Origin of the sequence: Paracoccus aminovorans (assembly GCF_001546115.1) — a bacterium.
Taxonomy (GTDB): domain Bacteria; phylum Pseudomonadota; class Alphaproteobacteria; order Rhodobacterales; family Rhodobacteraceae; genus Paracoccus; species Paracoccus aminovorans_B.
In genome coordinates, this window is sequence record NZ_KQ955209.1 from 751123 (window position 1) to 777288 (window position 26166).

General features: G+C 66.3%; 20 protein-coding genes and 5 pseudogenes. 13 read left to right on the forward strand and 12 right to left on the reverse strand.

From position 1 onward, the window contains the following. Window positions 1-96: 96 nt before the first annotated feature. Together ASV56_RS15375 and carA are read right to left on the reverse strand one after the other, a co-directional pair. Window positions 97-2199 carry a glycosyltransferase family 2 protein gene (locus ASV56_RS15375; protein WP_062562884.1) on the reverse strand — a complete coding sequence of 701 codons (2103 nt, stop codon included), beginning with the start codon at window positions 2197-2199 and terminating at the stop codon, window positions 97-99. A gap of 101 nt (window positions 2200-2300) precedes the next feature. Next, window positions 2301-3449: a glutamine-hydrolyzing carbamoyl-phosphate synthase small subunit gene (gene carA / locus ASV56_RS15380; RefSeq protein WP_062562885.1), complete on the reverse strand. Its 1149-nt coding sequence runs from the start codon at window positions 3447-3449 to the stop codon at window positions 2301-2303. A gap of 168 nt (window positions 3450-3617) precedes the next feature. Here carA and ASV56_RS15385 point away from each other — a divergent pair, with 168 nt between their 5' ends. From ASV56_RS15385 to ASV56_RS15430, 10 genes are all read left to right on the forward strand, one after another. Further along, window positions 3618-4082 (forward strand): GatB/YqeY domain-containing protein, encoded by a 465-nt coding sequence (locus ASV56_RS15385; protein ID WP_062563342.1) that lies wholly within the window; start codon window positions 3618-3620, stop codon window positions 4080-4082. A 210-nt stretch (window positions 4083-4292) separates the two neighbouring features. Beyond that, the gene (locus tag ASV56_RS15390) at window positions 4293-5330 is read left to right on the forward strand and encodes an NAD(P)-dependent alcohol dehydrogenase (RefSeq protein WP_062562886.1); all 1038 of its coding nucleotides are present in this window, start codon (window positions 4293-4295) and stop codon (window positions 5328-5330) included. A 5-nt stretch (window positions 5331-5335) separates the two neighbouring features. Next, window positions 5336-6793 (forward strand): xylulokinase, encoded by a 1458-nt coding sequence (xylB, locus tag ASV56_RS15395; RefSeq protein ID WP_062562887.1) that lies wholly within the window; start codon window positions 5336-5338, stop codon window positions 6791-6793. Window positions 6794-7058: 265 nt separating this feature from the next. Further along, window positions 7059-7943 (forward strand): helix-turn-helix domain-containing protein, encoded by an 885-nt coding sequence (locus tag ASV56_RS15400; protein ID WP_062562888.1) that lies wholly within the window; start codon window positions 7059-7061, stop codon window positions 7941-7943. Window positions 7944-8041: 98 nt separating this feature from the next. Next, window positions 8042-8947 (forward strand): ABC transporter substrate-binding protein, encoded by a 906-nt coding sequence (locus tag ASV56_RS15405; protein ID WP_062562889.1) that lies wholly within the window; start codon window positions 8042-8044, stop codon window positions 8945-8947. Window positions 8948-9016: 69 nt separating this feature from the next. Then, the gene (locus ASV56_RS15410) at window positions 9017-10516 is read left to right on the forward strand and encodes a sugar ABC transporter ATP-binding protein (protein WP_062562890.1); all 1500 of its coding nucleotides are present in this window, start codon (window positions 9017-9019) and stop codon (window positions 10514-10516) included. Further along, window positions 10506-11483, forward strand: coding sequence for an ABC transporter permease (locus tag ASV56_RS15415; RefSeq protein ID WP_062562891.1), 978 nt, complete (start codon window positions 10506-10508; stop codon window positions 11481-11483). Before ASV56_RS15410 ends, ASV56_RS15415 begins: the two co-directional genes overlap by 11 nt. A 36-nt stretch (window positions 11484-11519) precedes the next feature. Continuing rightward, entirely contained in the window at window positions 11520-12251 is a 732-nt protein-coding gene (locus tag ASV56_RS15420) for an SDR family oxidoreductase (RefSeq protein WP_062562892.1), read from the forward strand. A 26-nt stretch (window positions 12252-12277) separates the two neighbouring features. After that, entirely contained in the window at window positions 12278-13900 is a 1623-nt protein-coding gene (locus ASV56_RS15425; RefSeq protein WP_062562893.1) for an FGGY-family carbohydrate kinase, read from the forward strand. Between the two features lie 31 nt (window positions 13901-13931). Further along, complete coding sequence (locus ASV56_RS15430; protein WP_062562894.1) at window positions 13932-14657, forward strand: SDR family oxidoreductase; 726 nt, start codon at window positions 13932-13934, stop codon at window positions 14655-14657. A gap of 132 nt (window positions 14658-14789) precedes the next feature. Here ASV56_RS15430 and ASV56_RS24940 read toward each other — a convergent pair. From ASV56_RS24940 to ASV56_RS15450, 5 genes and pseudogenes are all read right to left on the reverse strand, one after another. Beyond that, a pseudogene (locus ASV56_RS24940) lies at window positions 14790-15662 on the reverse strand (tetrahydrofolate dehydrogenase/cyclohydrolase catalytic domain-containing protein); the annotation flags it as partial. A gap of 24 nt (window positions 15663-15686) precedes the next feature. Continuing rightward, window positions 15687-16474, reverse strand: a protein-coding gene (locus tag ASV56_RS22930) for an IS5 family transposase (protein WP_123130128.1) whose coding sequence is annotated in 2 segments (ribosomal slippage) — window positions 15687-16138 and window positions 16138-16474 — 789 coding nt in all. Because the reading frame shifts where the segments join, the coding sequence is not laid out codon by codon here. 150 nt (window positions 16475-16624) lie between these two features. Further along, window positions 16625-16903, reverse strand: a complete 279-nt coding sequence (locus ASV56_RS24815; protein WP_301336101.1) for an integrase core domain-containing protein — start codon at window positions 16901-16903, stop codon at window positions 16625-16627. Between the two features lie 11 nt (window positions 16904-16914). After that, a pseudogene (locus ASV56_RS24820) lies at window positions 16915-17034 on the reverse strand (IS30 family transposase); the annotation flags it as partial. Window positions 17035-17079: 45 nt separating this feature from the next. Continuing rightward, entirely contained in the window at window positions 17080-18138 is a 1059-nt protein-coding gene (locus tag ASV56_RS15450) for a nucleotidyltransferase family protein (protein ID WP_062562895.1), read from the reverse strand. Between the two features lie 165 nt (window positions 18139-18303). Here ASV56_RS15450 and ASV56_RS15455 point away from each other — a divergent pair. After that, a pseudogene (locus ASV56_RS15455) lies at window positions 18304-19305 on the forward strand (IS110 family transposase). A 308-nt stretch (window positions 19306-19613) separates the two neighbouring features. Beyond that, window positions 19614-20284: pseudogene (locus tag ASV56_RS15460) on the forward strand (IS5 family transposase); the annotation flags it as partial. Window positions 20285-20423: 139 nt separating this feature from the next. On the opposite strand, the gene speB reads toward ASV56_RS15460, so the two are convergent. The 4 genes from speB to dctP are packed head-to-tail and all read right to left on the reverse strand — an operon-like array spanning window position 20424 to window position 24381. Beyond that, entirely contained in the window at window positions 20424-21404 is a 981-nt protein-coding gene (gene speB / locus ASV56_RS15465) for an agmatinase (protein WP_062562896.1), read from the reverse strand. A gap of 22 nt (window positions 21405-21426) precedes the next feature. Beyond that, a complete protein-coding gene (locus tag ASV56_RS15470) occupies window positions 21427-22707 on the reverse strand; it encodes a TRAP transporter large permease (protein ID WP_062562897.1) in 1281 nt (426 codons plus the stop codon). Continuing rightward, window positions 22704-23321 (reverse strand): TRAP transporter small permease, encoded by a 618-nt coding sequence (locus ASV56_RS15475; protein ID WP_062562898.1) that lies wholly within the window; start codon window positions 23319-23321, stop codon window positions 22704-22706. Before ASV56_RS15475 ends, ASV56_RS15470 begins: the two co-directional genes overlap by 4 nt. A gap of 52 nt (window positions 23322-23373) precedes the next feature. Further along, window positions 23374-24381 carry a TRAP transporter substrate-binding protein DctP gene (gene dctP / locus ASV56_RS15480; RefSeq protein WP_082724865.1) on the reverse strand — a complete coding sequence of 336 codons (1008 nt, stop codon included), beginning with the start codon at window positions 24379-24381 and terminating at the stop codon, window positions 23374-23376. Window positions 24382-24504: 123 nt separating this feature from the next. On the opposite strand from dctP, the gene ASV56_RS15485 reads away from it, so the two are divergent. Continuing rightward, entirely contained in the window at window positions 24505-25404 is a 900-nt protein-coding gene (locus tag ASV56_RS15485) for a LysR family transcriptional regulator (RefSeq protein ID WP_062562899.1), read from the forward strand. 171 nt (window positions 25405-25575) lie between these two features. On the opposite strand, the pseudogene ASV56_RS22935 reads toward ASV56_RS15485, so the two are convergent. Further along, a pseudogene (locus ASV56_RS22935) lies at window positions 25576-26166 on the reverse strand (IS5 family transposase); the annotation flags it as partial.

Sequence of the window (26166 nt, forward strand, 5' to 3'; positions counted from 1 at the left end):
GAATCACCCCGCACTGGATCATGCCTGATCGTGATCCTGGCGGAACCTGGGTCATCTAACTGGTGCTGCCGCTTCTGCGACCGCCAAGAGACCCTTTCAGGATCCTCCGATCTCACCCAGCACGGAAAGGCCGGTGAATTCTTGCGCGGGCGCGGCATGGGCCGTCGCGGGCCGGGGCGAATGCGGCCCGGACAGGGCGGCCGGGCGCAGCGGCACCATGCCCAGCGTGGCGGCTGGCCTGGCAGCAGGGCTGTCCTCGGGCCCGGCCTCGAAGATGCCGTGCTGGGTCTTGTCCCAGTAGAAGGGCTTCGCCACCACCTCATAGATCGCCTTCCAAGCGGCCAGGCAGCCCAGCGGGAAATACAGATGCAGCGTCGGCACCCAGGGCAGCAGGTGACGGTGCTGGCGCCCGCGCACCGCCCAGAGCCCGATGGCGATGTTCAGCAGTTCGGAGCAGACGAAGAGCGTGAACAGGATGGCGATGGCATTGCCGCCCAGCATGCCGGACAGCACGCCGCGCATCGGATGCGGCAGGCCCAGGCTGAGCAGCCAGAAGCTCCACAGCACCGGTGCCAGCAGATATTGCGACAGCGAGGCGAAGAGCTGCACCTGCAGCCCCAGGAAGCGCCGCGTGCCGAGGTCGCGCCACAGCCCCAGCGGATCGCGCATATGCACGCCCCAGGTCATGGCGAAACCCTTGAGCCAGCGCGAGCGCTGCTTGACCCAAGGCAGCAGGCGGCAATTGGCCTCTTCATGCGTGACGGTGTCCAGCATCTCGGTGCGATAGCCGCGCCGGGTCAGGCGCACGCCCAGGTCGGCGTCCTCGGTCACGTTCCAGGCGTCCCAGGCGCCGACCTCTTCCAGCTTGTCGCGGCGAAAGAACAGCGTCGTGCCGCCCAAGGGCACCACCAGATCCAGCGCCGCCGCGCCCGCCAAGGTGCCGCGGAACCACGAGGCGTATTCAATGGTGAAGGCGCGTGCGAGCCAGTTGGTGCGCGGGTTGTAATAATCCAGCACGCCTTGCAGGCAGACCACCTCGGGGGGCGCGAAATGGAAGCCGCGCGCGACCTTGTGCAACTGGTCGGGTTCGGGGCGATCCTCGGCATCCCAGACCCCGATGATCGAGCCGCGGCAGAAGTTCAGCGCATAGTTCAGCGCCCGGGGCTTGGTGCGGATCGGCCCGTCCGGCACCTTGACCACGCGCAGCCAGCGCGGGAGCCGCGCGGTCGCCAGCGCTTCGCAGGTCACGCGGTCGGTTTCCTCGACCACCAGCAGGATGTCCATCAGCTCGCGCGGGTAGTCCAGCCGTGAGAGCCGGCCGATCAGCTTGTCGGCGATATTCGCCTCGGCGAACAGCGGCACCATGACCGAGATCACCGGCAGCGGGCCGGTCATCTGCGGCCGCGCCACCAGGCCCGCGGCCATGGCGCGCGCCGCGACTTTTTCCTTGTGGGTGCGACGCAGGATCGCCTGAAAGGACAGCAGTTTCAGTCCCATCGATGCGACCAGCGTCAGCACCGCCCAGGCCGTCAGCGCCGAGACCACCGCGATCGGTGCCAGCAGCAGCCCCAGCAACACCAGCGTTACCGCCGCCACCGCCAGCCGGGCAAAGCGGCGCTCGTTGCGCGTACGGCAGCTCTCGGCGGCGGGCACCTGGGTCTCGGCCTGGCGAATCAGCGCCGTGCGGCGCAGGCCCAGGATGGCCTCGCGCGCGGCGGTTTCGGAGCAGAGCAGCATGCGCACGGTGCCGAAGGCCGCCGGCATGCGCTCGCGCAGGGCGTCGAATGCCTCGGGGCGGGCGGTGGCGACGAAGGTGACGCCGCCGACCCGGCGCCAGGGCACCAGCCCCTGCGCCAGGCAGAATTGCGCACCCATCGCGTCGATCAGCCGCGGATCGGGCGGCAGCGTTGCCAGGTCCAGCACGCTGCTGCGCCATTGCCGCGACAGCGCCCGGGTCAGCGCCTCTTCCTGGACCCAGCCGTTCGCGAGCAGGATCTCGCCCAGCCGGGCCTGCTGGCGCCGGCGCATGACCACCGCTTTCAGCAGGTTGCGCGGGTCGACGGCGCCATCCTCGATCAGGATCTGGCCCAGCGGGCGCAGGTCGCGCGGCGCGACGACCGTTTCCGGTGCCGCCACCGGGACGGACGGCTCCGGCCGCGGCACGGGGCGAAGGGGGCGGAGAAGGGCGATGCCGGCCATGCGCGATTCCAGGGTCTGGACGTTTCCTGACCCTCTGTTGCATGCCGAGGGTTAAGAAGCGGTTAATCGCGCAGCCGGATCAGGCCGCAATCCGTCGCAGGTCAAGCGCGGCGCGCGCGCATGGCCTCGGCGAAGCGGTCGAAGAGATAGGCGCTGTCCTGCGGGCCGGGGCTGGCCTCGGGGTGATACTGCACGGAAAACACCGGCTTTTCCGCCATGCGCAGCCCGCAGTTCGAGCCGTCGAACAGGCTGACATGGGTTTCGATCACGCCCTCGGGCAGGGTCTGGGCATCGACGGCGAAGCCGTGGTTCATCGAGGTGATCTCGACCTTGCCGGTCTCCATGTCCTTGACGGGATGGTTGGCGCCGTGGTGGCCGTGGTTCATCTTGATGGTCTTGGCGCCCAGTGCCAGCGCCAGCATCTGATGGCCCAGACAGATGCCGAAGATCGGCAGGTCGCGGTCCAGCAAGTCGCGGATCATCGGCACGGCATAGGCGCCGGTCGCGGCCGGATCGCCCGGGCCGTTCGACAGGAAGACGCCCTCGGGGTCATGCGCCAGCACCTCCTCGGCGGTGGCGGTGGCGGGCAGGACCGTCACCTCGGCGCCGCTTTGCGCCAGCGAGCGCAGGATGTTGCGCTTGGCGCCATAGTCCAGCGCCACCACACGGAACGGCTTCTGTTCGGGGATCGCGCCGAACTGGCCCGGCCATTCCCACAGCCCCTCGTCCCAGCGATAGCTCTGCCGGGTGGTGACCTCTTTCGCCAGGTCGAGCCCGACCAGCCCCTGCCAGCCGCGGGCGCGCGCCACCATGGCGGCGATGTCGAAATTCCCTTGCGGATCATGCGCCAGCACGACATGGGGCGAGCCCTGCTGCCGGATGGCGCGGGTCAGCCGGCGGGTGTCGATGCCGCCGATGCCGATGCGGCCGCGCCTTTCCATCCATGCGACCAGGTCGGCCGTGGCGCGCCAGTTCGAGGGCTCGGTCGGGTCCCATTTCACCACGATGCCCGAGGCGACGGGATCGGCCGCCTCGTCATCCTGCGCCGTGACGCCGGTATTGCCGATATGGGGGAAGGTGAAGGTGACGATCTGGCTCGCATAGGAGGGATCGGTCATGATCTCCTGATAGCCGGTCATGGCGGTGTTGAACACCAGTTCGGCCACCACTTCCCCGGTGGCGCCGAAGCCCTGGCCGTAGAAAACGGTGCCGTCGGCAAGCGCAAGACATGCGGTCGGTTTCTGGGGCATCGTCGACTCTCCGGCTAAATCGCCGGGAACCTAGGGAAAGGGGCTGCGGGCGTCAAGGCGGAACCGCGGCCAGGAGGGGCTTGCGGAACCGGGGCTGCGGGCCCAGGGTTGACGCCGGTGACCAAGCCGGGCATCCGCCCCGCGCAACCGAAAGCCAGCGAGGACATGATGGGACTGCGCGAACGCATTCTGGCCGATACCAAGGACGCGATGAAAGCCCGCGAGACGGCGCGGCTGTCGACGCTGCGGCTAATCGCGGCCGCGATCAAGGATCGCGAGATCGCCGCCCGCACCGAAGGCGGCGACGAAAGCGGGCTCAGCGAGGCCGACCTGACGGCGATCCTGTCGAAGATGGTCAAGCAGCGCCAGGAATCCGCCCGGGCCTATGAAGAGGGCGGGAGGCTGGAGCTGGCCGAGGCCGAGCAGGCCGAGATCCGCATCATCCAGTCCTATCTGCCGCGGCAGCTGGACGAGGCCGAGACCCGCGCCGCCATCGACAAGGCGATCGCCGAGCTGGGCGCCGAGTCGATCCGCGACATGGGCCGGGTGATGGCCGAGCTGCGCGCCCGCCACGCCGGGCAGATGGATTTCGGCGCCGTGGGGCCGATGGTCAAGGAACGGCTGATGAAGTGAGGCCCGCGAATCGGGCTGCGCTCATCATCCCTGCCAGACGCGCGCCGCGCACCTGACCGGCGATTTCCGCGCGATGCGTGATACAATTATTCTTTGATTGGGCAAAAGCTCGCCAAAGCGGTGGGTTTCTGTTTACATCGCCGTCAGGGCGGCCTCAAACACCGCCGGGACGGCGCCGGTTGGGGCGCGGCATGGCATGCGAGGGAAAAGATGAAGGCGCTGGTTCTGGAGGAGAAGGGCAAGCTCACGCTGCGGGAATTCGAGATTCCCGGCACGCTGGGCCCCCGCGACGTCCGCATCAAGATCGACACGGTCGGCATCTGCGGCTCGGACGTGCATTACTATACCCATGGCAAGATCGGCCATTTCGTGGTCCGCGAGCCGATGGTGCTGGGCCACGAAGCCGCCGGCACGGTGATCGAGGCCGGGGCCGAGGTCACGCATCTGCAGCCCGGCGACCGGGTCTGCATGGAGCCGGGCATCCCCGATCCGACCTCGCGCGCGGCAAAGCTCGGCATCTACAACGTCGATCCGGCCGTCACCTTCTGGGCGACGCCGCCGGTGCATGGCTGCCTGACGCCCGAGGTGATCCACCCGGCCGCCTTCACCTGCAAGCTGCCCGACAATGTCAGCTTCGCCGAAGGTGCCATGGTCGAGCCCTTTGCCATCGGCATGCAGGCGGCCTTGCGGGCGCGCATCCAGCCCGGCGACATCGCGGTCGTGACCGGCGCGGGCCCCATCGGCATGATGGTGGCGCTGGCGGCGCTGGCCGGCGGCTGCGCTCGCGTCATCGTGGCCGACCTCGCCCAGCCCAAGCTCGACATCATCGGCGCCTATGACGGCATCGAGACCGTCAACATCCGCAATCGCGCGCTGGCCGAGGCGGTGGCCGAGGCCACCGACGGCTGGGGCGCCGACGTGGTCTTCGAATGCTCGGGCGCCGCGCCGGCGATCCTGTCCATGCATCAGCTTGCCCGGCCCGGCGGCACCATCGTGCTGGTCGGCATGCCGGTCGATCCGGTGCCGGTCGACATCGTCGGGCTGCAGGCCAAGGAGCTGCGGGTCGAGACCGTGTTCCGCTATGCCAATGTCTATGACCGCGCCATCGCGCTGATCGCCTCGGGCAAGGTGGACCTGAAGCCGCTGATCTCGGCCTCGATCCCCTTCGAGGACAGCATCGCCGGCTTCGACCGCGCCGCCCTCGCGCGCGAGACCGACGTGAAGCTGCAAATCGTCCTGCCGGAGTAAGCGCCATGTATCTGGGGATCGACCTTGGCACCTCGGGCATCAAGGCCATGCTGGTGGACGAGGATTTCGCCACGATCGGCGTCGCCCATGCGGCCCTGACCGTCAGCCGCCCGCATCCCGGCTGGTCCGAGCAGGCGCCCGCCGACTGGATCGCCGGCTGCGAAGCTGCCATCGGCCAGCTCGCGCGCGAACATCCGGCCGCGATGGCGCGGCTGCAGGCCATCGGCCTGTCGGGGCACATGCACGGCGCGACGCTGCTCGACGCTTCGGACCAGGTGCTGCGGCCCTGCATCCTGTGGAACGACGGCCGCTCGGGCCCGCAATGCGCCGAACTGACAGGCCGCGCCGATTTCCACGGCATCGCCGGCAATCTGGTCATGGCCGGCTTCACCGCGCCGAAACTGCTGTGGGTGGCGCAGAACGAGCCTGCGATCTTCGAGCGTGTCGCCAAGGTGCTGCTGCCCAAGGACTATCTGCGGCTGTGGCTGACCGGCGAGCATGTGGCCGAGATGTCGGACGCCGCGGGCACCCTGTGGCTGGACGTCGGCAAGCGCGACTGGTCGGACGCGCTTCTGGCCGCGACCGGGCTCAGCCGCGACCAGATGCCGCGGCTGGTCGAGGGCAGCGACGTCTCCGGCCATCTGCGCGCCGATCTGGCCGCGCGCTGGGGCATCCCGCGCGTGCCGGTGGCGGGCGGCGGCGGCGACAATGCCGCGACCGCCTGCGGCATGGGGGTGATGACGCCGGGCACCGGCTTCCTGTCGCTGGGCACCTCGGGCGTGCTCTTCGCCGCGACCGCCTCCTACGCGCCGAACACCGGCGATGCAGTGCATACCTTCTGCCATGCCGTGCCGGACACCTGGCACCAGATGGGCGTGATCCTGTCGGCGACCGACAGCATGACCTGGCTCTCCGAAATCACCGGCCGGTCGGTGCCGGAGCTTGCGGCGCTGGTGGGCGCGGTCACCGCGCCCTCGCCGGCGCTGTTCCTGCCCTATCTGTCGGGCGAGCGCACGCCGCTCAACGACCCCGGCGCCACCGGCGCGCTGATCGGGTTCAGCCGCGCCAGCGGGCTGCCGGACCTGGCGCAGGCGGTGATGGAGGGCGTCGCCATGGCCTTCGCCGATTGCGTCCATGCGCTGCGCAAGGCCGGCACGCCGATCGAGGCCGCCTGGGCGGTCGGCGGCGGCGCCCGCTCGCAGGCCTGGCTGCGCATCATCGCCTCGGCCACCGGGCTCACGCTGCTGGAGCCCGAGGACGGCGATTTCGGCGCCGCTTTCGGTGCGGCGAAGCTTGCCGCGGCCTGCGCCACCGGCGATCTGTCCGAGCGCGTCTTCTCGCGCCCGGCGCTTCGCGCGGAAGTTGTGCCCGATGCAAATCTGGCCGAGGCCTATGCGAAAAAGTATGAGGCCCATCACACCGCCTACCGCCCCCTGCGCGATCTGCCCGACTGGTCGGCCTGACCGCGGATTTCCCGGCATTTCCCGGGGTTTCGCAGCATCTTCCCGCCCGTGTCGCTGCATCGCGGCATGGGCGTTTCGCCTTTGCCTCACGCACCCGCGGCCCGCGCAGGAAGAACGGTTCAATTCCGGCGCATTTCCTGTCAAAAAAGTATCGGCAATTTCTGCGCCATGATGTGGAGCCCGACCCGGGCAAGGGCCTAAGCTCTGTGCAGGCTGGGAACGCGCCGGGGCAAGGAGGCGCGCCACCCGTGGGGAGAGGAAACCGATGCAACCCGATCTGGAACTGGTCCACATCCGCAAGGGCGAATCCTTCGCCGCGTGGATGCATGGCTATCCGTTCCGCACGGTGCGCTGGCACTACCACCCCGAATATGAAATCCACCTGGTCAACGCCACCTCGGGCACCTTCTATATCGGTGACCATGTCGGCGCCTTCGCGCCCGGCCAGCTGATCATGACCGGCCCGAACCTGCCGCAGAACTGGATCAGCGACATCCAGCCGGGCGAGATCGTGCCCTTGCGCTCGCTGGTGATCCAGTTCCCCGAGGCCTTCATCGAGGACGCCTGCGCCGCCATGCCCGAGATGGAGGCGCTGCGCCCGCTGCTGGATCGCTCGCGCCGCGGCATCCTGTTCGACGACGCCACCAGCGCCCGCATCCGCCCGCTGGTCGAGCGGCTGATCGAGGCGCAGGGCATCCGCCGGCTGGTGCTGTTCTGGGAAATCCTCGACATCCTGGCCGAGGCCCGCGACTACGAGGTGCTGGCCAGCCTCAGCTTCGAGCTCGACCTCAGCAAGATCAACGACAGTGGCATCAACCGCGCCCTGACCTATCTGCGCGAGCACCTGACCGAGCAGATCGAGGAGGCCGAGCTTGCCGCCATGGTCGGGCAAAGCCAGAGCGCGTTTTCCCGCGCCTTCAAGCGCCATACCGGGACGACCCTGGTGCGCTATCGCAACCAGCTGCGCGTCGACCTGGCCTGCCAGATGCTGCTGGCCGAGCCCGACAGCAAGGTCGCCGAGATCTGCTATGAGGTCGGCTTTTCCAACCTGTCGAACTTCAACCGGCATTTCCTGAAACTGAAAGGGATCTCTCCTTCGCAGTTCCGGGCCACCTTCGCGGCCCAGAAAGCGGCGGTCATCGCCGACTGACGAAACGACCACGACCGAAATCCACCAATTCGGACGGCGCACCGCCGGCCGGAGACGCGCGGGCCTTGCCTGCATCAACCCTGTTTGGGAGGAACCTGATGACATCGAAACTTCTCACCGCCTCGGCCGCGCTCGCGCTGCTGGCCGCCCCGGCGCTCGCGCAGGACAAGCTCAAGATCGGCATGACCTTCCAGGAGCTGAACAACCCCTATTTCGTGTCCATGCAGGAAGCGCTGAACGAGGCCGCCGCCAGTCTGGGCGCCGAAGTCGTCGTCACCGACGCCGGCCATGACGTCGCCAAGCAGATCTCGGACGTCGAGGACATGCTGCAGCAGAACATCGATATCCTGCTGCTCAATCCGACCGACAGCGCCGGGATCGAGGCCGCCGTGCATGCCGCCAAGGCCGCCGGCGTCACCGTGGTTGCGGTCGATGCGAACGCGAACGGCCCGGTCGACACCTTCGTCGGCTCGAAGAACCGCGATGCCGGCTACATGTCCTGCAAATACCTGGGCGAGGCCATCGGCGGCAAGGGCGAGGTCGCGATCCTCGACGGCATCCCGGTCGTGCCGATCCTCCAGCGTGTCGAAGGCTGCAAGGCCGCGCTGGAAGAATTCCCCGAAATCCAGCTGGTCGACACCCAGAACGGCCGCCAGGACCGTTCCGTCGCCCTGGGCGTGGTCGAGAACATGATCCAGTCCAAGCCGAACCTCGCCGGCATCTTCTCGGTTAACGACGGCGGCGCCATGGGCGCGCTGGCGGCGATCCAGGGCTCGGGCAAGGACATCAAGCTGACCTCGGTCGACGGCGCGCCGGAAGCGGTCAAGGCCATCACCGAGGGCGGTCCCTTCATCGAGACCACGGCGCAATTCCCGCGCGACCAGGTCCGCGTCGGCCTGGCCATGGCGCTGGCGCAGAAATGGGGCGCCCGCGTGGTGCCGAAGGAAGTCCCGATCGACGTCATGGTCGTGGACAAGGAAAACGCGGCTGACTTCAGCTGGTAACGCTTCCTCCCCGCTCCCGCTCCGGCCTTGCGCCGGGGCGGGAAGGGCGAGAGGCACGAGGAGGGGACGATGCTGGAACTGAACGCAATCCGAAAGAGCTTCGGCAAGATCGAGGTGCTGCACGGCGTCGACCTCAACGTCCGCGCCGGCGAGGTTCACGCGCTGCTGGGGGAAAACGGCGCCGGGAAATCGACGCTGATGAAGATCCTCTGCGGCATCATCCCGCCCAGCGAGGGCACGATCCGCATCGAGGGCCGCGAACAGCGTTTCGCCAATTACGACGAGGCCATCGCCGCCGGCATCGGCATCGTCTTCCAGGAATTCAGCCTGATCCCGCATCTGGATGCGGTCGAGAACATGTTCCTGGCGCGCGAGATCCGCGGCCGGCTGGGCCTGCTGGACCGCAAGGCCATGCGCGCCCGCGCCACCGAGATCATGCGCCAGCTGGGCGTCGAGGTGGCGCTGGACGTGCCGATCAGCCGCCTGTCGGTGGCCGAGCAGCAATTCGTAGAGATCGCCAAGGCTCTGTCGCTGGACGCGCGCATCCTTGTCCTTGACGAACCCACCGCCACGCTGACCCCCTCCGAGGTCGAGCACCTGTTCAAGGTCATGCGCGAGCTGCGTCGGCAGGGCGTGGCGATCATCTTCATCTCGCATCACCTCGAGGAGATCTTCGAGATCTGCGACCGCATCACCGTGCTGCGCGACGGCGAATTCGTCGGCTCCTGCGCGGTTGCCGATGTCGACAACGACCGGCTGGTCGAGATGATGGTCGGCCGCCGCATCGAGCAGAGCTTCCCGCCGAAACCCGCCCCCTCGACGGCGCCGGTGGTGATCGAGGCCGAGGAGGTGCAGCTGCGCAAATCCGGTCCGGTGTCGCGCTTTGCCCTGCGCAAGGGCGAGATCCTGGGCTTTGCCGGGCTGGTCGGCTCGGGCCGCACCGAAACCGTGCTCGCCATGCTGGGCGCCGGCCCGGCCACGCGCTGCAAGGTCAGGATCGACGGCATCGAAAAGCGCCTGTCCGGCCCGGACGAAGGCCTGGCCCATGGCATCGGGCTTCTGCCGGAAAGTCGCAAGGAACAGGGGCTTATCACCAGTTTCTCGATTCTGCAGAACATCTCGCTGAACAATTACGGCAAGTATCGCAAGGGCCCGGGCTTCATCGACCTGAAGAAGGAACTGGCCTGTTCGGAAACCGCCATGGCGCAGGTCCGCGTCAAGGCGCAGGGGCCCTTGGCGCGCGTCGATACGCTGTCGGGCGGCAACCAGCAAAAGGTCGTCATCGCCCGCTGGCTGAACCACGACATGCAGGTGCTGATCTTCGACGAGCCGACGCGCGGCATCGACGTCGGCGCCAAGGCGGAAATCTATGCGCTCATGCGCGCATTCACCGCGGGCGGCGGGGCGATCATCATGATCTCCTCGGAACTGCCCGAGGTGATCGGCATGTCCGACCGGGTCTGCGTGTTCCGCTCGGGCGGGATCGTCGCCACGCTCTCGGGCGAGGACATCAATTCGGAAACCATCATGACCCATGCCACGACCGGGAGGATCGACAATGTCGCATGACACCAATACCGGCGCGGCCGGGAAAACCGCGGGCTTCTCGCCGGCCCGGCTGCTGCATTCGCCGCTGGCTCTGCCGCTGATCGGGCTCATCGCCGTCTCGGTGCTGATGGGGCTGGCGAGCGACAATTTCTTCAGCCTCGGCAATATCATGAACGTGCTGCGCCAGGTCTCCGTCGTTGGCATCCTGGCCGTGGGCATGACCTTCGTCATCCTGACCGGCGGCATCGACCTGTCGGTCGGCGCGGTCATGGCGCTGGTCGGCACGCTCAGCGCCGGGCTGATGGTCAACACCGGCCTGCCGGCGGTGCCGGCGCTGCTGGCCGGGCTGCTGATCGGCCTTGGCATCGGGCTCGCCAACGGTTTCCTGGTCGCCTGGGGCCGGATGCCGGCGATCATCGTGACGCTTGCGACCATGGGCATGGCGCGGGGCCTGGGCCTGATCTATTCCGGCGGCTACCCGATCAGCGGCATTCCCAGCTGGATTTCCTGGTTCGGCGTCGGCCGCATCGGCTTCGTGCCGGTGCCGGTGATCGTCATGGTGGTGATCTATGCCTTCGCCTGGGTGCTCTTGCAGCGCACCGCCTTCGGCCGCCACGTCTATGCCATCGGCGGCAACGAACTCGCGGCGCGGCTGTCCGGCGTCAAGACCCAGCGGGTGAAGCTGGCGGTCTATGCCATCTCGGGCCTGACCTCGGCCCTGGCGGCGGTGATCCTGACCGGCCGGCTGATGAGCGGCCAGCCGAACGCCGGCGTGGGCTTCGAGCTGGACGCCATCGCCGCCGTGGTCCTGGGCGGCACCGCCATCGCCGGCGGGCGCGGGCTGATCCTCGGCACGCTGATCGGCGCGGTGCTGCTGGGCATCCTCAACAACGGCCTGAACCTGATGGGCATCAACCCCTATCTGCAGGACGTCATCAAGGGCGGCATTATCCTGCTGGCCATCTACATCGGGCGCGAGTGGCGCTGAGCCCCGCCCAACCCCTTCCGAACACAGGAGAATAACATGTCTGAATCGCTGCAAGGCAAGGTCGCGGTCATCACCGGCGCGGCCTCGGGGATCGGGCTTGCCACGACCGAAGCGCTGCTGGCGCAAGGCGCGACCGTGGTCATGGTGGACCGCAATGCCGAGGCGCTGGCCGAGCTGACCGCCAGGCTGGGCGACAAGGCCATCGCCCAGGTGACCGACCTGCTGGACGTGGACAGCTGCAACGCCATGGTCCCCGAGATCCTGGAAAAGGTCGACCACATCGACATCCTCTATTGCAATGCCGGCATCTATATCGGCGGCGACCTGACCGAGACGACGCCCGACGCCATCGACCGCATGCTGAACCTGAACGTCAACGCGGTGATGAAGAACGTCTGGGCCGTGGTGCCGCATATGTCGGCGCGGGGGACCGGCGACATCGTCGTCACCTGTTCCATCGCCGGCCATTTCCCGACCTATTGGGAGCCGGTCTATTCCGGCTCGAAATGGGCGATCACCAGCTTCGTGCAGGGCATGCGCCGGCAGATGATCCCGCATGGCGTGCGGGTGATGCAGGTCTCGCCCGGGCCGGTGGTCTCGGCGCTGCTGGCCGACTGGCCCGAGGAGAACCTGCGCAAGGCCAAGGAATCGGGCAGCCTGATCGACGCCTCGGAAGTCTCGGACGCGGTGGTCTACATGCTGACGCGCAAGCGCACCGTGACCATCCGCGACATGCTGGTCCTGCCGACCAATTTCGACCGCGTCTAAGCGGTCCGCCAAGCGCGAGGGGTGCCATGGAGCATTATCTGATCGGCGTCGATGTGGGCACGGGATCGGCCCGGGCCGGGGTGTTCGACCGGGCGGGCAATCTGCTCGCCTCGGCCAAGCGCGGCATCGACATGCACCGCGAGGGCGGCACCATCGCCGAGCAATCCAGCACCCAGGTCTGGGCCGCGGTCTGCGCCTCGGTCCGGGAATGCGTGACGCAGGCCGGGATCGACCCGGCCGGCGTCACGGGCATCGGCTTCGATGCCACCTGCTCGCTGGTCGTGCGGGGGGCGGGCGAGGCGACGCTGCCGGTCGGCGACCCGGCGCATCCGGAACGCGACATCATCGTCTGGATGGACCACCGCGCGCTGGAACAAGCCGAGCGCATCAATGCGCAGGGCCACCCGGTCCTGCGCTATGTCGGCGGCCGCATCTCGCCCGAGATGGAGACCCCGAAGCTGCTATGGCTGGCCGAGAACCGGCCCGAGGTCTATGCGGCGGCGGCGCATTTCTTCGACCTGACCGACTTCCTGACCTGGAAGGCGACCGGCGCGCTGGAGCGTTCGGCCTGCACGGTGACCTGCAAATGGACCTATCTCGCGCATGAGCGGCGCTGGGACGAAAGCTATTTCCGCCAGATCGGCCTTGCTGACCTGGCCGACCAGGGCTTCGCCCGCATCGGCGCGCGCGTCGTCGATCCCGGCACCGCGCTGGGGCAGGGGCTGACGGCTGATGCGGCCTCGGCCATGGGGCTGCGCCCCGGCATCGCGGTCGCGGCGGGGCTGATCGACGCCCATGCCGGCGGCATCGGCACGGTCGCGGCCGGCGGCGATGCCACGGCCTGCCTGGGCTATGTCTTCGGCACCTCTTCCTGCACCATGACCACCACGCGCGAGCCGGCCTTCGTGCCGGGCGTCTGGGGCCCCTATTTCTCGGCCATGGTGCCGGGGCATTGGCTGAACGAGGGCGGCCAGTCCGCCGCCGGCGCGGCCATCGACCAATTGATCCGCCTGCATCCGGCGACGGCCGAGGCCGCGGCGCGGGCCAAGGCGGCGGAGAAGCCGCTGCCGCAATGGCTGGCCGACCGCGCGCTGGAACTGGCGGGCCAGCCCAGCCGCGCCGTGCGCCTGGCCGACGAGCTGCATGTGGTGCCCGAATTCCTGGGCAACCGCGCGCCCTTTGCCGACCCCCATGCCCGGGCCATCGTCATGGGGCAGGGGATGGAGAGCGACGTGGACAGCCTCGTCGCGCTTTATGTCGCCGGGATCTGCGGCCTCGGCTACGGGCTGCGCCAGATCATGGAGACGCAAGCATCGCATGGTGCGCCGGTCCGCAGCATCAGCACCAGCGGCGGCGCGGGCGCGCATCCGCTGAACCACCAGCTGCTGGCCGATGCCACCGGCATGGCGGTCGAGGTGACCGCCTGCCCCGAGCCGGTGCTGCTGGGCTCGGCCATGCTGGGGGCGGTGGCGGGCGGGGTCTATCCCGACCTCGCGACGGCGATGCCGGCCATGTCGCGCGTCGCCCGCAGCTGCGCCCCCGATCCGGCGCTGCGTCCCTTGCAGGACGCGCGCTATGCCGCCTTCCGCAGCCTGCAGGACGCGGGCCGCCAGATCCGACACCAGATCGCGGACGCGCTGTCCGCCTGAATCCCCCATCTGAACCCCCATGCGAGGCATCATGAATTTCTCGGGCAAGACCGTCATCATCACCGGCGCCGGCAAGGGCATCGGCCGCGCCTGCGCGCAGCTGATGGCTGGGCGCGGCGCGCAGGTCGTGGCGCTGTCGCGCACGCAATCCGACCTCGACAGCCTCGCGGCCGAGATCGGCGCGCGCGGCATCCGGGTCGACCTGGCCGATGCCGCCGCCACCCGCGCCGCCATGGCGCAGGCGGGGACGGCCGATTATCTGATCAACAGCGCCGGCATCAACGTGCTGGAAAGCGTGCTCGACATGACCGAGGCCGGCTATGAGGCGGTGCTGGGCATCAACCTGCGCGCCGCGCTGATCTGCTGCCAGGAATTCGCCCGCGCCCGCGTCGCGGCAGGGGGCGGCGGCGCCATCGTCAACATCACCTCGATCGCCGGCCATCGCGGCTTCCAGGACCACCTGTGCTATGCCGCCTCGAAAGCCGGGCTGGAGGGCGCGACCCGCGTCATGGCCAAGGAACTGGGCCCGCACGGCATTCGCGTCAACGCCGTGGCCCCGACCATCACCCTGACCGAGCTGGCCGCCGAGGCCTGGTCGGACCCGCAGAAAAGCCAGCCGATGATGGTGCGCCACCCGCTGAACCGCTTTGCCGAGGCGGTCGAGGTCGCGCAAGGCATCGCACTGCTCTTGTCGGACGATAGCCGGATGATCTCGGGCGCGGTGCTGCCGGTGGACGGTGGGTTCCTGGCGGTCTGAGGCAGGGTAGAAACTGATTGAGGTTCTTGATATAGTAGTATGATATAAATGGCATATTAATTCAGGATATCGCGTCCGGCCGGGAAAAGGGGTCGCAGGGCGGGTTCGGTCACAGTCCAAAGGGGTAGGAGCTCATAAGGCTGGCCGGCGATGACCAGCAAAACCGCAGCCGCACCGCGCCGCGTCCGGACGGGGCCGCCGGACGATCCCGGCAGCGCTGTTTACCAGCGGCGCATCGCGCTCGGCGCCAGGCGGCGCGGCGCCCGGGGGGCGGGAGCGTCTCTCGTCAGCAAGGATGTTCAGGATACCGCCCGCAATGGTGGCGAAGCCGGTGAACCTGCGGTCTCCGGCTTTACCCTCGCCGACAGGTCTTCTCGACTGCCGGTGCCGCCCGATCCGCAGAGCGCGCGGGCAAGGCACCCGCCGCCCAGATGCACCCGGTCCATCCCCGACCGAGGCGGCCGGATAATCGTCCCATCGGGGCGACAGAAGCTCCAGCAGCACCAGCCCGCGCATCAGCGCCAGAAAGCCCAGCGGGAAGCCGATCACGAAGTCATAGACCGGACCACCAGGCCGCGATGGCCCCCGCCAGCACCCAGGCGGGATCAGCCCGGCCGGGTTGAAGCCGCGGCCATAGCGATACTGCCCTCCAGTTCGTAAAGCGCCGGGACGTTCGGGCGGCGTCGGCGGAGCTTGCCGCTGCTGTTGCCGATGTTCAACGGCGGTGCCAGACGGGGATCGCGCAGCTTTTCCAGCATCGCCGGCGCTCAGGCCTAGCCAACCGCTTCCATGCAGATGAACGGGCAACGGTTGTTGCAATGCGATGCCATGTACTGCGGGATCGGCATTCAATCGATCAATCAGAGTCAGAATTTCGCTTTGATTCGACCCGGCCCACAACTTCTGTTCATAGCAATTGATGCCGACCTCGCGTGCCTGATTGCTCTTGCTGCGCACATCGTTTTCCGAAGCTGGATCGTTGCCAACCAGAACCACGGCGAGACCGGGAACAACCCCCCAGCCTTTAGGTCATGTTGACAAATGGCGGAGCCAGAGGCGGATCGACGTGATATCGATGAAGCCAAGGAAGCTTTCGGCGGTCTTGTCGTAGCGGGTGGCGACACGGCGAGCGTTCTTGAGCTTGTTGAAGCACCGCTCGACAAGGTTCCGCAGCCGGTAGAGCCTGCGATCGACAGCGACACGGAGCCTGCGAGACTTGCGCATCGGGACCACCGGCAGGATGCTACGCGCCTCCATGGTTTTGCGAACCTTGTCGGAGTCATAGCCGCGATCGGCCAGCAGGATGCAAGGCTCCGGCAGGTTGTCGTCCATGACCAGATCAAAGCCCAGGTAGTCCGATGTCTGGCCCGGCGTGATGTCCGACCTCATTGGCAGCCCGGCAGCATTGACGCGCAGGTGGACCTTGGTCGTGAAACCACCTCTTGAACGGCCAAAACCCTGTCTTGGAGTCCCCCTTTTGCGCCCGCTGCCTGATGATGGGCGCGGATCACGGTGCTGTCGATCATCTGGAGCGCATCCGGCACGATCCGACTTTCGTTCAGCGCTTCGAGGATCTGCTCCCACAACCCCGCCAGGGTCCAGCGCCGGAACTGGCGGTAGACACTGGACCACTTCCCGAACTCTTCTGGGAGGTCGCGCCAAGGAGAGCCGGTCCGCGCGATCCAGAAAATCCCATCAAGAACAAGGCGGTGATTTGCGGGCTTGCGCCCGTTCGGGGCGCGCACGGCCAGAATGAAGCGCTCATGAAACGCCCATTCCTCGTCCGACATCAGGTCTCGTGCCAAGCTGGTCTCCATTGCAGGTACCAGCTTGAATCACGATCAGGCCACCCTGTGAATCCCTTTTGTCAACACCACCTAGATATATTTAATCCTGGTTCCATTTCCACCCAGAACTGAGCCGGCATTGGAGTGAACCCCTCGGGCCGGACACGGGGTTCCATCGAACTATGCCGCCTTCTGGGCGATTAGCGTTTCGAATTCCTCGGGCGGACGGTAGCCACCGGCTGAATGAAGTCTTTTGGTATTGTAGACCTGCTCGATGAAGACCGGCAACCGGCGGGCGACATCGGCGAAGGTTTCGTAACCTGTGATATAGACCTCCTCGACCTTCACGGTCTTCATGAAGCTCTCGGCCTGGGCGTTGTGATAAGGGGTTCCCGACGCTGCTCGTAGAGCGGAGCAGACCAGCAGCGTCCAAGGCGTCGCAATAGAGCTGGGAGGCATATTGGGCGGATTCAACCGGTCGGCGCAACACTTTCGATCATATCCTGTTTGAGCAGCCGGTCGAAAGCCTCTGCTGGTGTTTGCCATCCCAGCGTTTTCTGGGGGCGCGAGTTCAGCGCATGGGCAACGGCGCGGTCTTATGGACAGCTACATTTTGTCTATAAGCAAAGTTCGGCTCAACTCAGCTGGAGCTTCATCCGCTCTTGCATCGCCTTAATCACCGGTTTTTTCAGCATGATGACCCCTTCAAGAAGCTTGCTCCTCCAGCTCGGTCCCCGTTCCATCGCCTCGGTCCAGACCGCCTCCAGCTCATAAGGGCGATCCTCCAGCAACACCTCGAGGAGGGCCTCCGCCTGGCGGATGTCCTTCCGGGCCTTCGCCTGACTCTCGGCCGTCTCGATCCTCATCCGGGAAACGATCAGCTTGTGGACCGCGTAGCGCTCCGGCGCCGGCACATTGATCGGCACGCCCAGCCCGTATAGGGCGACCGCGTTGATCTCGCCGTAGATCAGGAAGTCGAGGTATCGCAGAAGTTGGGCATCGCCCTTCATTGCTTTCAACTCAGTGATGCTTCCGCGCTCTGGCCCGCGCAGCGGGCACAGAAGGTCGACTGCGAATTCCTCCTGGCTTCCCACCCGGATGGCGTATCGCAGGGTCCGCCTCCCATCCATGGGCGACGGTATCGCCCTGAACCGCTCATCCGCCGTCTGAAGGGTGGTGAGGAGATCCTGCTCGATGGCATCGTCGACCGCCAGCGAAATCGAGTGGAATTGCGCTATGTCAAGGTCCCCGGTCTGGCCTGCCGCGTTGTCGAAACGCACCCCCAGCATAGGCGAATAGGTCTGAAATGCCGCCGATCCCACGACGACGGCCCTCAGCCGGAAGGCCCCGGCCTCTGCCAACGTCGACATGATTTTTCCAGAGAGCGGATCCGGACCGGGCAGCCGGGCCGCACGCAGGGATCGGATCATGGCAAGGCGCTCGCCGCGCACGGCTTTCAGATCGTGATGCTGATGCAATCGGGCCTGAACCTCGGGACTGTCCGGCCCCAAGTAGAGGTCTTTCTTCCTGACGCCATTCACCATGGGCATCTTCAGATACCAGAACTCCCGGCCTCTGATCGTCTGCCGGTAGGGCGCACCGCCGGCTTCGATCAGCTCCGCGTAAGACCCGGACCAGCTGCGATCGACAATGTCCGCGTAGAGTGTCTGCAAGGAAACGGGTAGACGGTCCATACGCACCTCCTGAAAGCCTTTGTAGACATAAATTTATTAATTGTCTATAAGCGTCCAGAGCGGTCCTATCGTTTTTCCGTTGGAACGGCGTTGATGCTGTGACCGCCCCCCGACGGCCTCGACGTGCCAAGGTGGGGCTGGGATGATCCACAAGGGAGAGCGGCCATGTCGAAGATTACCACTGTCGGGCTCGATCTGGCGAAGCATGTGTTTCAGGCCCATGGGGTGATGCATCTGGGCGCGCAGTGCTGCGCAAGAAGCTGCGGCGCGACCAGGTGCTGGATTTTTCGTGCGGCTGCCGGCCTGCATTGTTGCCATGGAAGCCTGCGGCGGCGCGCATTTCTGGGGTCGCGAGATTGGCAAGTTGGGCCATGAGGTGCGACTGATCTCGCCCGCCTATGTGAAGCCGTTCGTCAAACGCCAAAAGAATGACGCCACCGATGCCGAGGCGATCTGCGAAGCGGCGCAGCGTCCAGCGATGCGCTTCGTGCCTGCGAAGAGTGGAGAGACCCAGGCGGCTGCGATGGTCTTCCGCATCCGCGAACTCCTGATCCGGCAGCGCACACCCCTGCATGGGCATCTGGGCGAGTTCGGTCAGATCGTGCCTCGGGGTGCTGCCAATGCCGCGCGGCTGATCGCCATCGTCGAGGATCGGGAAAGTGGTCTGCCCATCGATGCCATCGCCACGCTGCAGCTGTTGGTTGCGGCGTTCCGGCACCTTGAGGCGGAGATCGGGAAACTGGACGCCGAGATCAGCCGGCGGGCCAAGGGAGACGACGTCGCACGGCGCCTGATGACAATCCCGGGCATCGGCCCCCTGATCGCCACGGCCATCGTCACGCCGGCACCCCCGCCAGGGATATTCCGCAAAGGCCGGGGCTTTGCCGCCTGGCTCGGGCTCATCCCCCGGCAGCATTCGACAGGCGGCAAACAGCGGCTTGGCGCCACGACGAAGATGGGGGAACGCTCCCTGCGGCGCCTGCTGATCATCGGCGCCAACAGCGTGATGATAAAACGACACGTCCATGCCTCGGCCCGACCAGGCACCTGGTTGGGCGCAAGCCGCCGATGCTGGTGCGGGTGGCGCTGGCGAACAAGATGGCGCGCATCGTCTGGGCTCTGATGGCCCGGGGCGGCGTCTACAAGGCTCCGACCGTCGCGGCATAAGCCGACCACCGGTCGCGAGGACGTCGGAGCGGAAGAGGGCAAGGAGACGTTTGGCGCAACGGTCGTGAGACGGGATCAGAGGAACCAGCCTGCAACAAAGTGCTTCGAGCACGCGGCGTTGATTTGGAACCTGATCCGCGACCACCATACGGGCCGGCGGCGTGACGATGGCTGTAACAGAGGCCGGATACCTGTCAGCACCCGACAGCGCGCGAAACTGATCCAAAAAACCTCATGCGCAAGGGGCGCTTATACATGTTGCAGAAGTTCTCAGCGCGGAGGGTTTAGTTGGTGAATCCATAGGGTTAATGGTCTGTCTGACCGGACCTTATCCATCCCGCTACCGTACGACGAACCGAAAATCCTATAACGATGCGTTGCGGCGACGAGGGTCTCTCCTGATCTGGCTGGACAGGGACATGGTGTGGCTCGCGCCGAAGGTCGGTCGTGTTCAGCGATGCCGCGATTTAATTTTGCCTGATGGTGAAGGTCCTGTTCGGGCTGCCGCTTCGACAAACGACAGGGATGGTGGCGAGTATCCTGTCGATGGCGGACCTCGATTGGCCCGTTCCCGACTTTTCCACCCCGAGCCGCCGGCAAAAGACCATCGAGGTTCAGATTACGAAGCGCCGTGCGCCCGGGCCGCTGAACCTGTTGGTGGACAGCACGGGGATCAAGTTTCTGGGAGATGGGGAATGGTTGGCGCGCAAGCACGGCACGCATCGCCGACGCCAATACCGCAAGCATTTGGCTATGAACACCGACACCGGCGACATCTGCGCGGTGGAATTCACCTCCAGCGACAAGGGTGACAGTCCCGTTCTGACTTACCTCTTGGCGCAGATCCCGCCCGACGAGCAGATCGGCACAGTGACCGGAGACGGTGCTTTCGACACGCGCCGCTGCCACCGCGATCCTTGAGCGCGGCGGCACCGCAGTCATACCCATCCGCAAGAACGGGCGACGATGGAAGGAAGATTTGAGCCTGTGCGCAAACTACCAATCATTGGCGTATCGAAGGATATGCGGGTTTCTCAGGTCGTCCAGGAAAGTGGAAACCGTTGGTGCGGAAGGGCGCGAGATCGACCGAGGGCATTTCACCGCCGCGAGTTGTCCGATCATGCCACCTTTGTCTTCCCTCTCGCGTGGAAGACGAAGCCGAGGAAGTTCAGCAGCACCTGCGCTGCCAGGATCGCGGTCGTGCCGGTCTGGTCATAGTCGGGCGCCACCTCGACCAGGTCGATTCCCACGACCTCGTGCCGCCTCGCCAGCGCCTGTAGCATCTCCAGCACCTCGTAATAGAGGAAACCGCCATGCGAGGGCGTCCCGGTCCCGGGTGCGATCGAGGGGCAGAAGCCGTCGATGTCCAGCGTCACATAGACCCGGGCACCCTCGGGGATGCGGTCGATCACCCCCTGCGGCCCAAGCGCCCGCATCTGCCGCACCGACAGGATGTCCGAACCCATGGCGCGGGCCGCGTCATAGCCGTCCTTCGTCGTCGAGCTGACATTGCGGATGCCGACCTGCGTCAGCCCGGTCACATAGGGCTTTTCCGCTGCCCGGCGTAGCGGGCTGCCGTGGCCGGTGCGGACGCCGTGGCGTTCGTCCACGAAGTCGAGATGCGCGTCGATCTGAAGGATGTGGATGTCGCCCCGCCCCTCGAAAGCCTCGATGCAGGGGATGTTGACCGAATGGTCGCCGCCGATCACCACCGGAAAGGCGCCGGCGTCCAGGATCGCCTGCACGCCCGTGCGGATATTGGCGTGGCTTTTCGCGGTGTCGGTGTGGACGATGTCGGCGTCGCCTATATCGACGATGCGCACATCGCCGCCCAGATAGGTGCAGTCGTCCTCGTGGTCATAGGCGCCGGCATGGCCGAAGCTGAACAGCGTCGAGGCCTCGCGCACCGCGCGCGGTCCGAAGCGGGCGCCGGCGCGGAACTGGGTGCCGAAGTCGAAGGGCGCGCCCAGGACGGCGACATCGGCCTCGATCCGCGACCAGTCCGCGACATAGGGCCGCTTGCCGAAGGTCGAGATGCCGACGAAGGGCAGGTTCAACCGGCCGGTGTCATAGCCGTGCGAGGAGGGAGTATCAGGCATGGTTCAGGTTCCTTGGTAACGATCAGCGGAAAGCGAGGTCGCGCAGCCCCAGCGCGATCCAGGGGAAGGCGCAAAGCAGCACGGCGACCAGCAGCAGGATGGCGAGAAAGGGCGGCACGCCGCGCACGACCTCGATGAAGGGCCGGCGAAATACGGCGACGGCGGTAAACAGGTTGCAGCCGAAGGGCGGGGTCGCGGCGCCGATGGCGACCTGAAGCGTGATCAGCACGCCGACCAGCACCGGGTCCAGCCCCGCCGCCGCCGCAAGCGGCGCGAAAATGGGGACGAGGATCAGCATGACCACCAGCGAGTCGACGAACATGCAGCCGATGAAGAAGGCGATGTTGATGACCAGCAGGGTCTTGACCGCCCCCGCGCCCTCGAGCCCGACCGCCGTCAGCAGGGTCTGCGGCACCTGTGCATAGGAGATGGTCCAGGAGAACGCGCTGCCGGTGGCGATCAGGATGAACACGACCGAGGTCATCACCCCCGTCGACAGCGCCACGTCCCACAACTCGCGCAGCCCGATCGAGCGGAAGACGACCAGTTCCAGCATCGCGGCGTAAAGCACGCAGATCGAGGCGGCCTCGGTCGGGCTGAATATCCCGCCATAGATGCCGCCGACCACCAGCACCGGAAAGCCCAGCGGCCACAGCGCGCGGCGCATCGCGGTGAAGCGCTCGGCCCAGGTCGCGCGCGGCTCGACCGGGATGGCCTGCCGGCGGGCGACGATCCAGCACCAGATCGAGAACAGCAGCACGACCAGCAGGCCCGGCCCGATGCCGGCGATGAACAGTTCGGAGATCGAGGTGCCCGACAGCACGCCATAGACGATCATGCCGATCGAGGGCGGGATCAGATAGGCGAGGTCCGCCGCGTTCACGATCAGCCCGATGGTGAAGTCGTCGCGATAGCCCGCGCGCAGCATCCGGGGCCGCATCGCGCCGCCGACCGCCACCACCGTCGCCTGGGTCGAGCCGCAGACCGCGCCGAACAGCGCGCAGGCCGAGGTGACCGAGATCGCAAGCCCGCCCCGCAGATGGCCCATGAAGCGCATCACCAAATCGACCAGCCGGTCCGCCGAATGGCCGCGCGTGATGATGTCGGCCGCCAGGATGAACATCGGCACCGCGACCAGCGCCGAGGGCTTCACGCCCCCGATCATCTGCTGGACGATCTGCTGCATTCCCAGGTTCGGGAAATAGACCACGAAGGCCAGCACCGTCGCCGCCAGCAGCGGCATCATCATCGGATAGCCCGCGACCAGAAGCAGGCACATCACGCTCATCATCATCAGGGTCATGGCGCGGGCCTTCCGTCGGCGGGGGATGCGGACGGCTGGGCCTCCAGCAGGGCGGCAAGCTCGGGGTCCTCGTAATCGTCGGTCTCGGAGAACGATATCCAGACGCCTTCGCGGCGGGTCAGGTTGGCCCAGACGGCCAGCAGGTATTGCAGCCCGGTCAGCGCCAGCCCGACGACCACGGCGACATAGGTCCACCACAGCGGGATCTGCATCGCGGGCGTAAGCCGCCCGCGAGCCGCGACCTTGGCGACATATTCCCAGGCTTGCCAAGCCAGCAAAAGCATGGCCAGCGCTGTGGTCAGCGCGATTGCCGCCATCAGCCAGCGCCGCGGCCTCTCGGGCACCATGTCATAGAGGGCCGACATGCGGATATGCCGGCCCTTGCGCGTGACATAGCCCAGGCCCACAAAGGTCACCGTGACCATCAGGATCTCGTTCAGCTCCTCCGAGAAATAGATGCTCTGCGAAAACACATAGCGGCCCAGCACGTTGGCGATGGTGTTCAGCGCCATGGCCAGGATCGCAAGGCCGGTGATCCCCGCCTCGATCCCGGCGATTCCATTGTCCAGCCGGTGCAGAAGACCGGACCCCGGACCGCGTGGTTGCGCATTCATCGGTCATTCTCCGTTGGCATCGCCCGGCCTGGATCGCCGGGCGCAGCGGGATCTACTGCCCCAGTTCGGACTTGAGCGATTGCAGCAGCTCGGCCCCCTGCGCGCTGACGATCCCGGCCACCGCCGCATCGGTGGCCTTGGCGCGTTCGCGGAAGGCCGCGCGCTCATCCTCGGAAAGCTCGATCAGCCTGATCCCCGGCTTGACCGCCTTGATCGCCTCCAGCCGCTCGGCGTTGAACTTCTGGACCACCGGGGTGATGAAGCCGTTCATCTCGGCGAAGGTCTGGTCCAGAAGCTGCTGGCGTTCGGGCGGCAGGGTCTGGAACCAGTCGTCGCTGGCCATGACCGCCGTCAGCAATTGCTGCTCGCCGGCCCAGATCATGTAATCGGTGACCTCGTAGAACTTCATCTCCTGGATGGTGGACACCGGGTTCACCTGGCCATCGACCTGGCCCAGTTGCAGTGCGCCATAGACCTCGCCAAACGGGATCGGAGTCGCGCTGGCGCCAAGATCCTCGTAAGCCTTGAGCAGCATGGGCGAGACCATGACCCGCATCTTGAAATTCGCCATGTCCTCGGGAGTGCGGATTTCCTTGCGCGTGGTCCAGACCTGCTCGCCCTCGCTGTAAAGCGCGCCGAGCTTCAGGCCCTTGGCCGCGAATGCCTCGGCCAGCGCGCCGTGGACGGTAGGGCTTTCGGCCAGGAAGCGGTTCACCTCGGCCATGTCGGAGGGCAGCAGGTAGGTCGAAAGGAACACCTGGCTTTCGGGCACGATGGTGCCCAGGTTCCCGACCGAAAGGTTCGAAAGCTGGATCACCCCGTCGGCGGTCTGCTCGGCGACCTCGGTCGGCGTGCCAAGCGAACCCAGCGGATAGATCGTGACGGTGACCTCGCCCCCGGTGGCCGCTTCGATGCGCTTTTTGAAATCCTGCGCATAGCTGTCCATGATCGAGCCGGGAATTTCCTCGATCGCGAATTTCCATTCCTCGGCCAGGGCGGCGCCACCCGTCATGGCGGCAAGGGCCGTGGCAAGCGCCAGCTTCGCGGCAAATCTGGTCATGTTCGACTTCCCTGTGTTGATGCCGCGATCTCGACCGCCACGGCTGAAGGGAACTATGCGGCGCTGGAATTTTCGATAAACTGAAATTATGCGATCTTTACTTTCGGTTCAGCGAAGCAAGCTATGCGGATCAGCGACTATACCCTGCGCAATCTGCGCACCTTCTGCGCCATGGTGGAACATGGCGGCCCCAGCGGCGCGCAGGCCGTGTTGGGGGCCAGCCTTTCGGCGATCTCGACCCATCTGAAGGATCTGGAGCTCAGCCTCGGCTTCACGCTTTGCCAGCGCGGCCGGGGCGGCTTTGCCCTGACCGACAAGGGCGAGGCCGTCTATCGCGAGGCCAAGCGGATGTTGGGCGGGATCGAGCAATGCGAGGCCAATCTGGGCACGCTGCGCAAGGTGCGGACCGGCCATCTGCGCATCGGCCTCGTGGATAGCGAGGCAGACAATCCCGACCTGCCGGTCCATGGCGCCATCCGCCGCTTCTTCGGGCGCGAGCATCAGGTGCGGCTGAGCCTGGAGATCGGCACCACGCAGGTGCTGAGCAAGGCGCTGCAGACCGGCGAGGTCCATGTCGCCATCGGCCCCTTTCCGAACCGGCAGCCCAATGTGGAATATACCCCGGTCTATACCGAGGAACACGCGCTTTACTGCGGCCACCTGCACCCGCTTTATGCCCGGGCCGAAGGCGCGGTGACGCTGGCAGAGCTTTCCCTTTGTCCGATCACCGCGCGTCCCTATCTGCAGCGGGCCGAACTCGCCGCCTTGCACGATCCGAATGTCGCGGCCTCGGTGTCGAACATGGAGGCGCAGGCGATCCTGATCCGAAGCGGCCGCTTCCTGGGTTTTCTGCCGCTGCATTTCGCCAATACCTGGGTCCGGCGCGGCGAAATGCGTCAGATTACGGGACTGGGGCTGGAATGGCTGTCCCAATTCCATATCGCGCTGCGCATCCAGCCGGAACCGCTCGAGATCGCAAGGCTCTTCGCTGCCGATCTGGCAGAGGAACTCGCGCGCGCCTGATGGCCGTTGCGAAAGCCCGGCATGCCGCGGCTTGGCTTCCGCTGCCAAGCCATATGGCGGCACCAAGGCAGAAAACAGCAGCGCGGGGTGAGAATGCCCGAGCGGGGGGATGCCCGACCTCATTCCCAAATCTAGCCGAGTTGTCATGGGGTTTCCCGCGACGAACCTAGGTCATGTTGACAAATGGCGGAGCCAGAGGCGGATCGACGTGATATCGATGAAGCCAAGGAAGCTTTCGGCGGTCTTGTCGTAGCGGGTGGCGACACGGCGAGCGTTCTTGAGCTTGTTGAAGCACCGCTCGACAAGGTTCCGCAGCCGGTAGAGCCTGCGATCGACAGCGACACGGAGCCTGCGAGACTTGCGCATCGGGACCACCGGCAGGATGCTACGCGCCTCCATGGTTTTGCGAACCTTGTCGGAGTCATAGCCGCGATCGGCCAGCAGGATGCAAGGCTCCGGCAGGTTGTCGTCCATGACCAGATCAAAGCCCAGGTAGTCCGATGTCTGGCCCGGCGTGATGTCCGACCTCATTGGCAGCCCGGCAGCATTGACGCGCAGGTGGACCTTGGTCGTGAAACCACCTCTTGAACGGCCAAAACCCTGTCTTGGAGTCCCCCTTTTGCGCCCGCTGCCTGATGATGGGCGCGGATCACGGTGCTGTCGATCATCTGGAGCGCATCCGGCACGATCCGACTTTCGTTCAGCGCTTCGAGGATCTGCTCCCACAACCCCGCCAGGGTCCAGCGCCGGAACTGGCGGTAG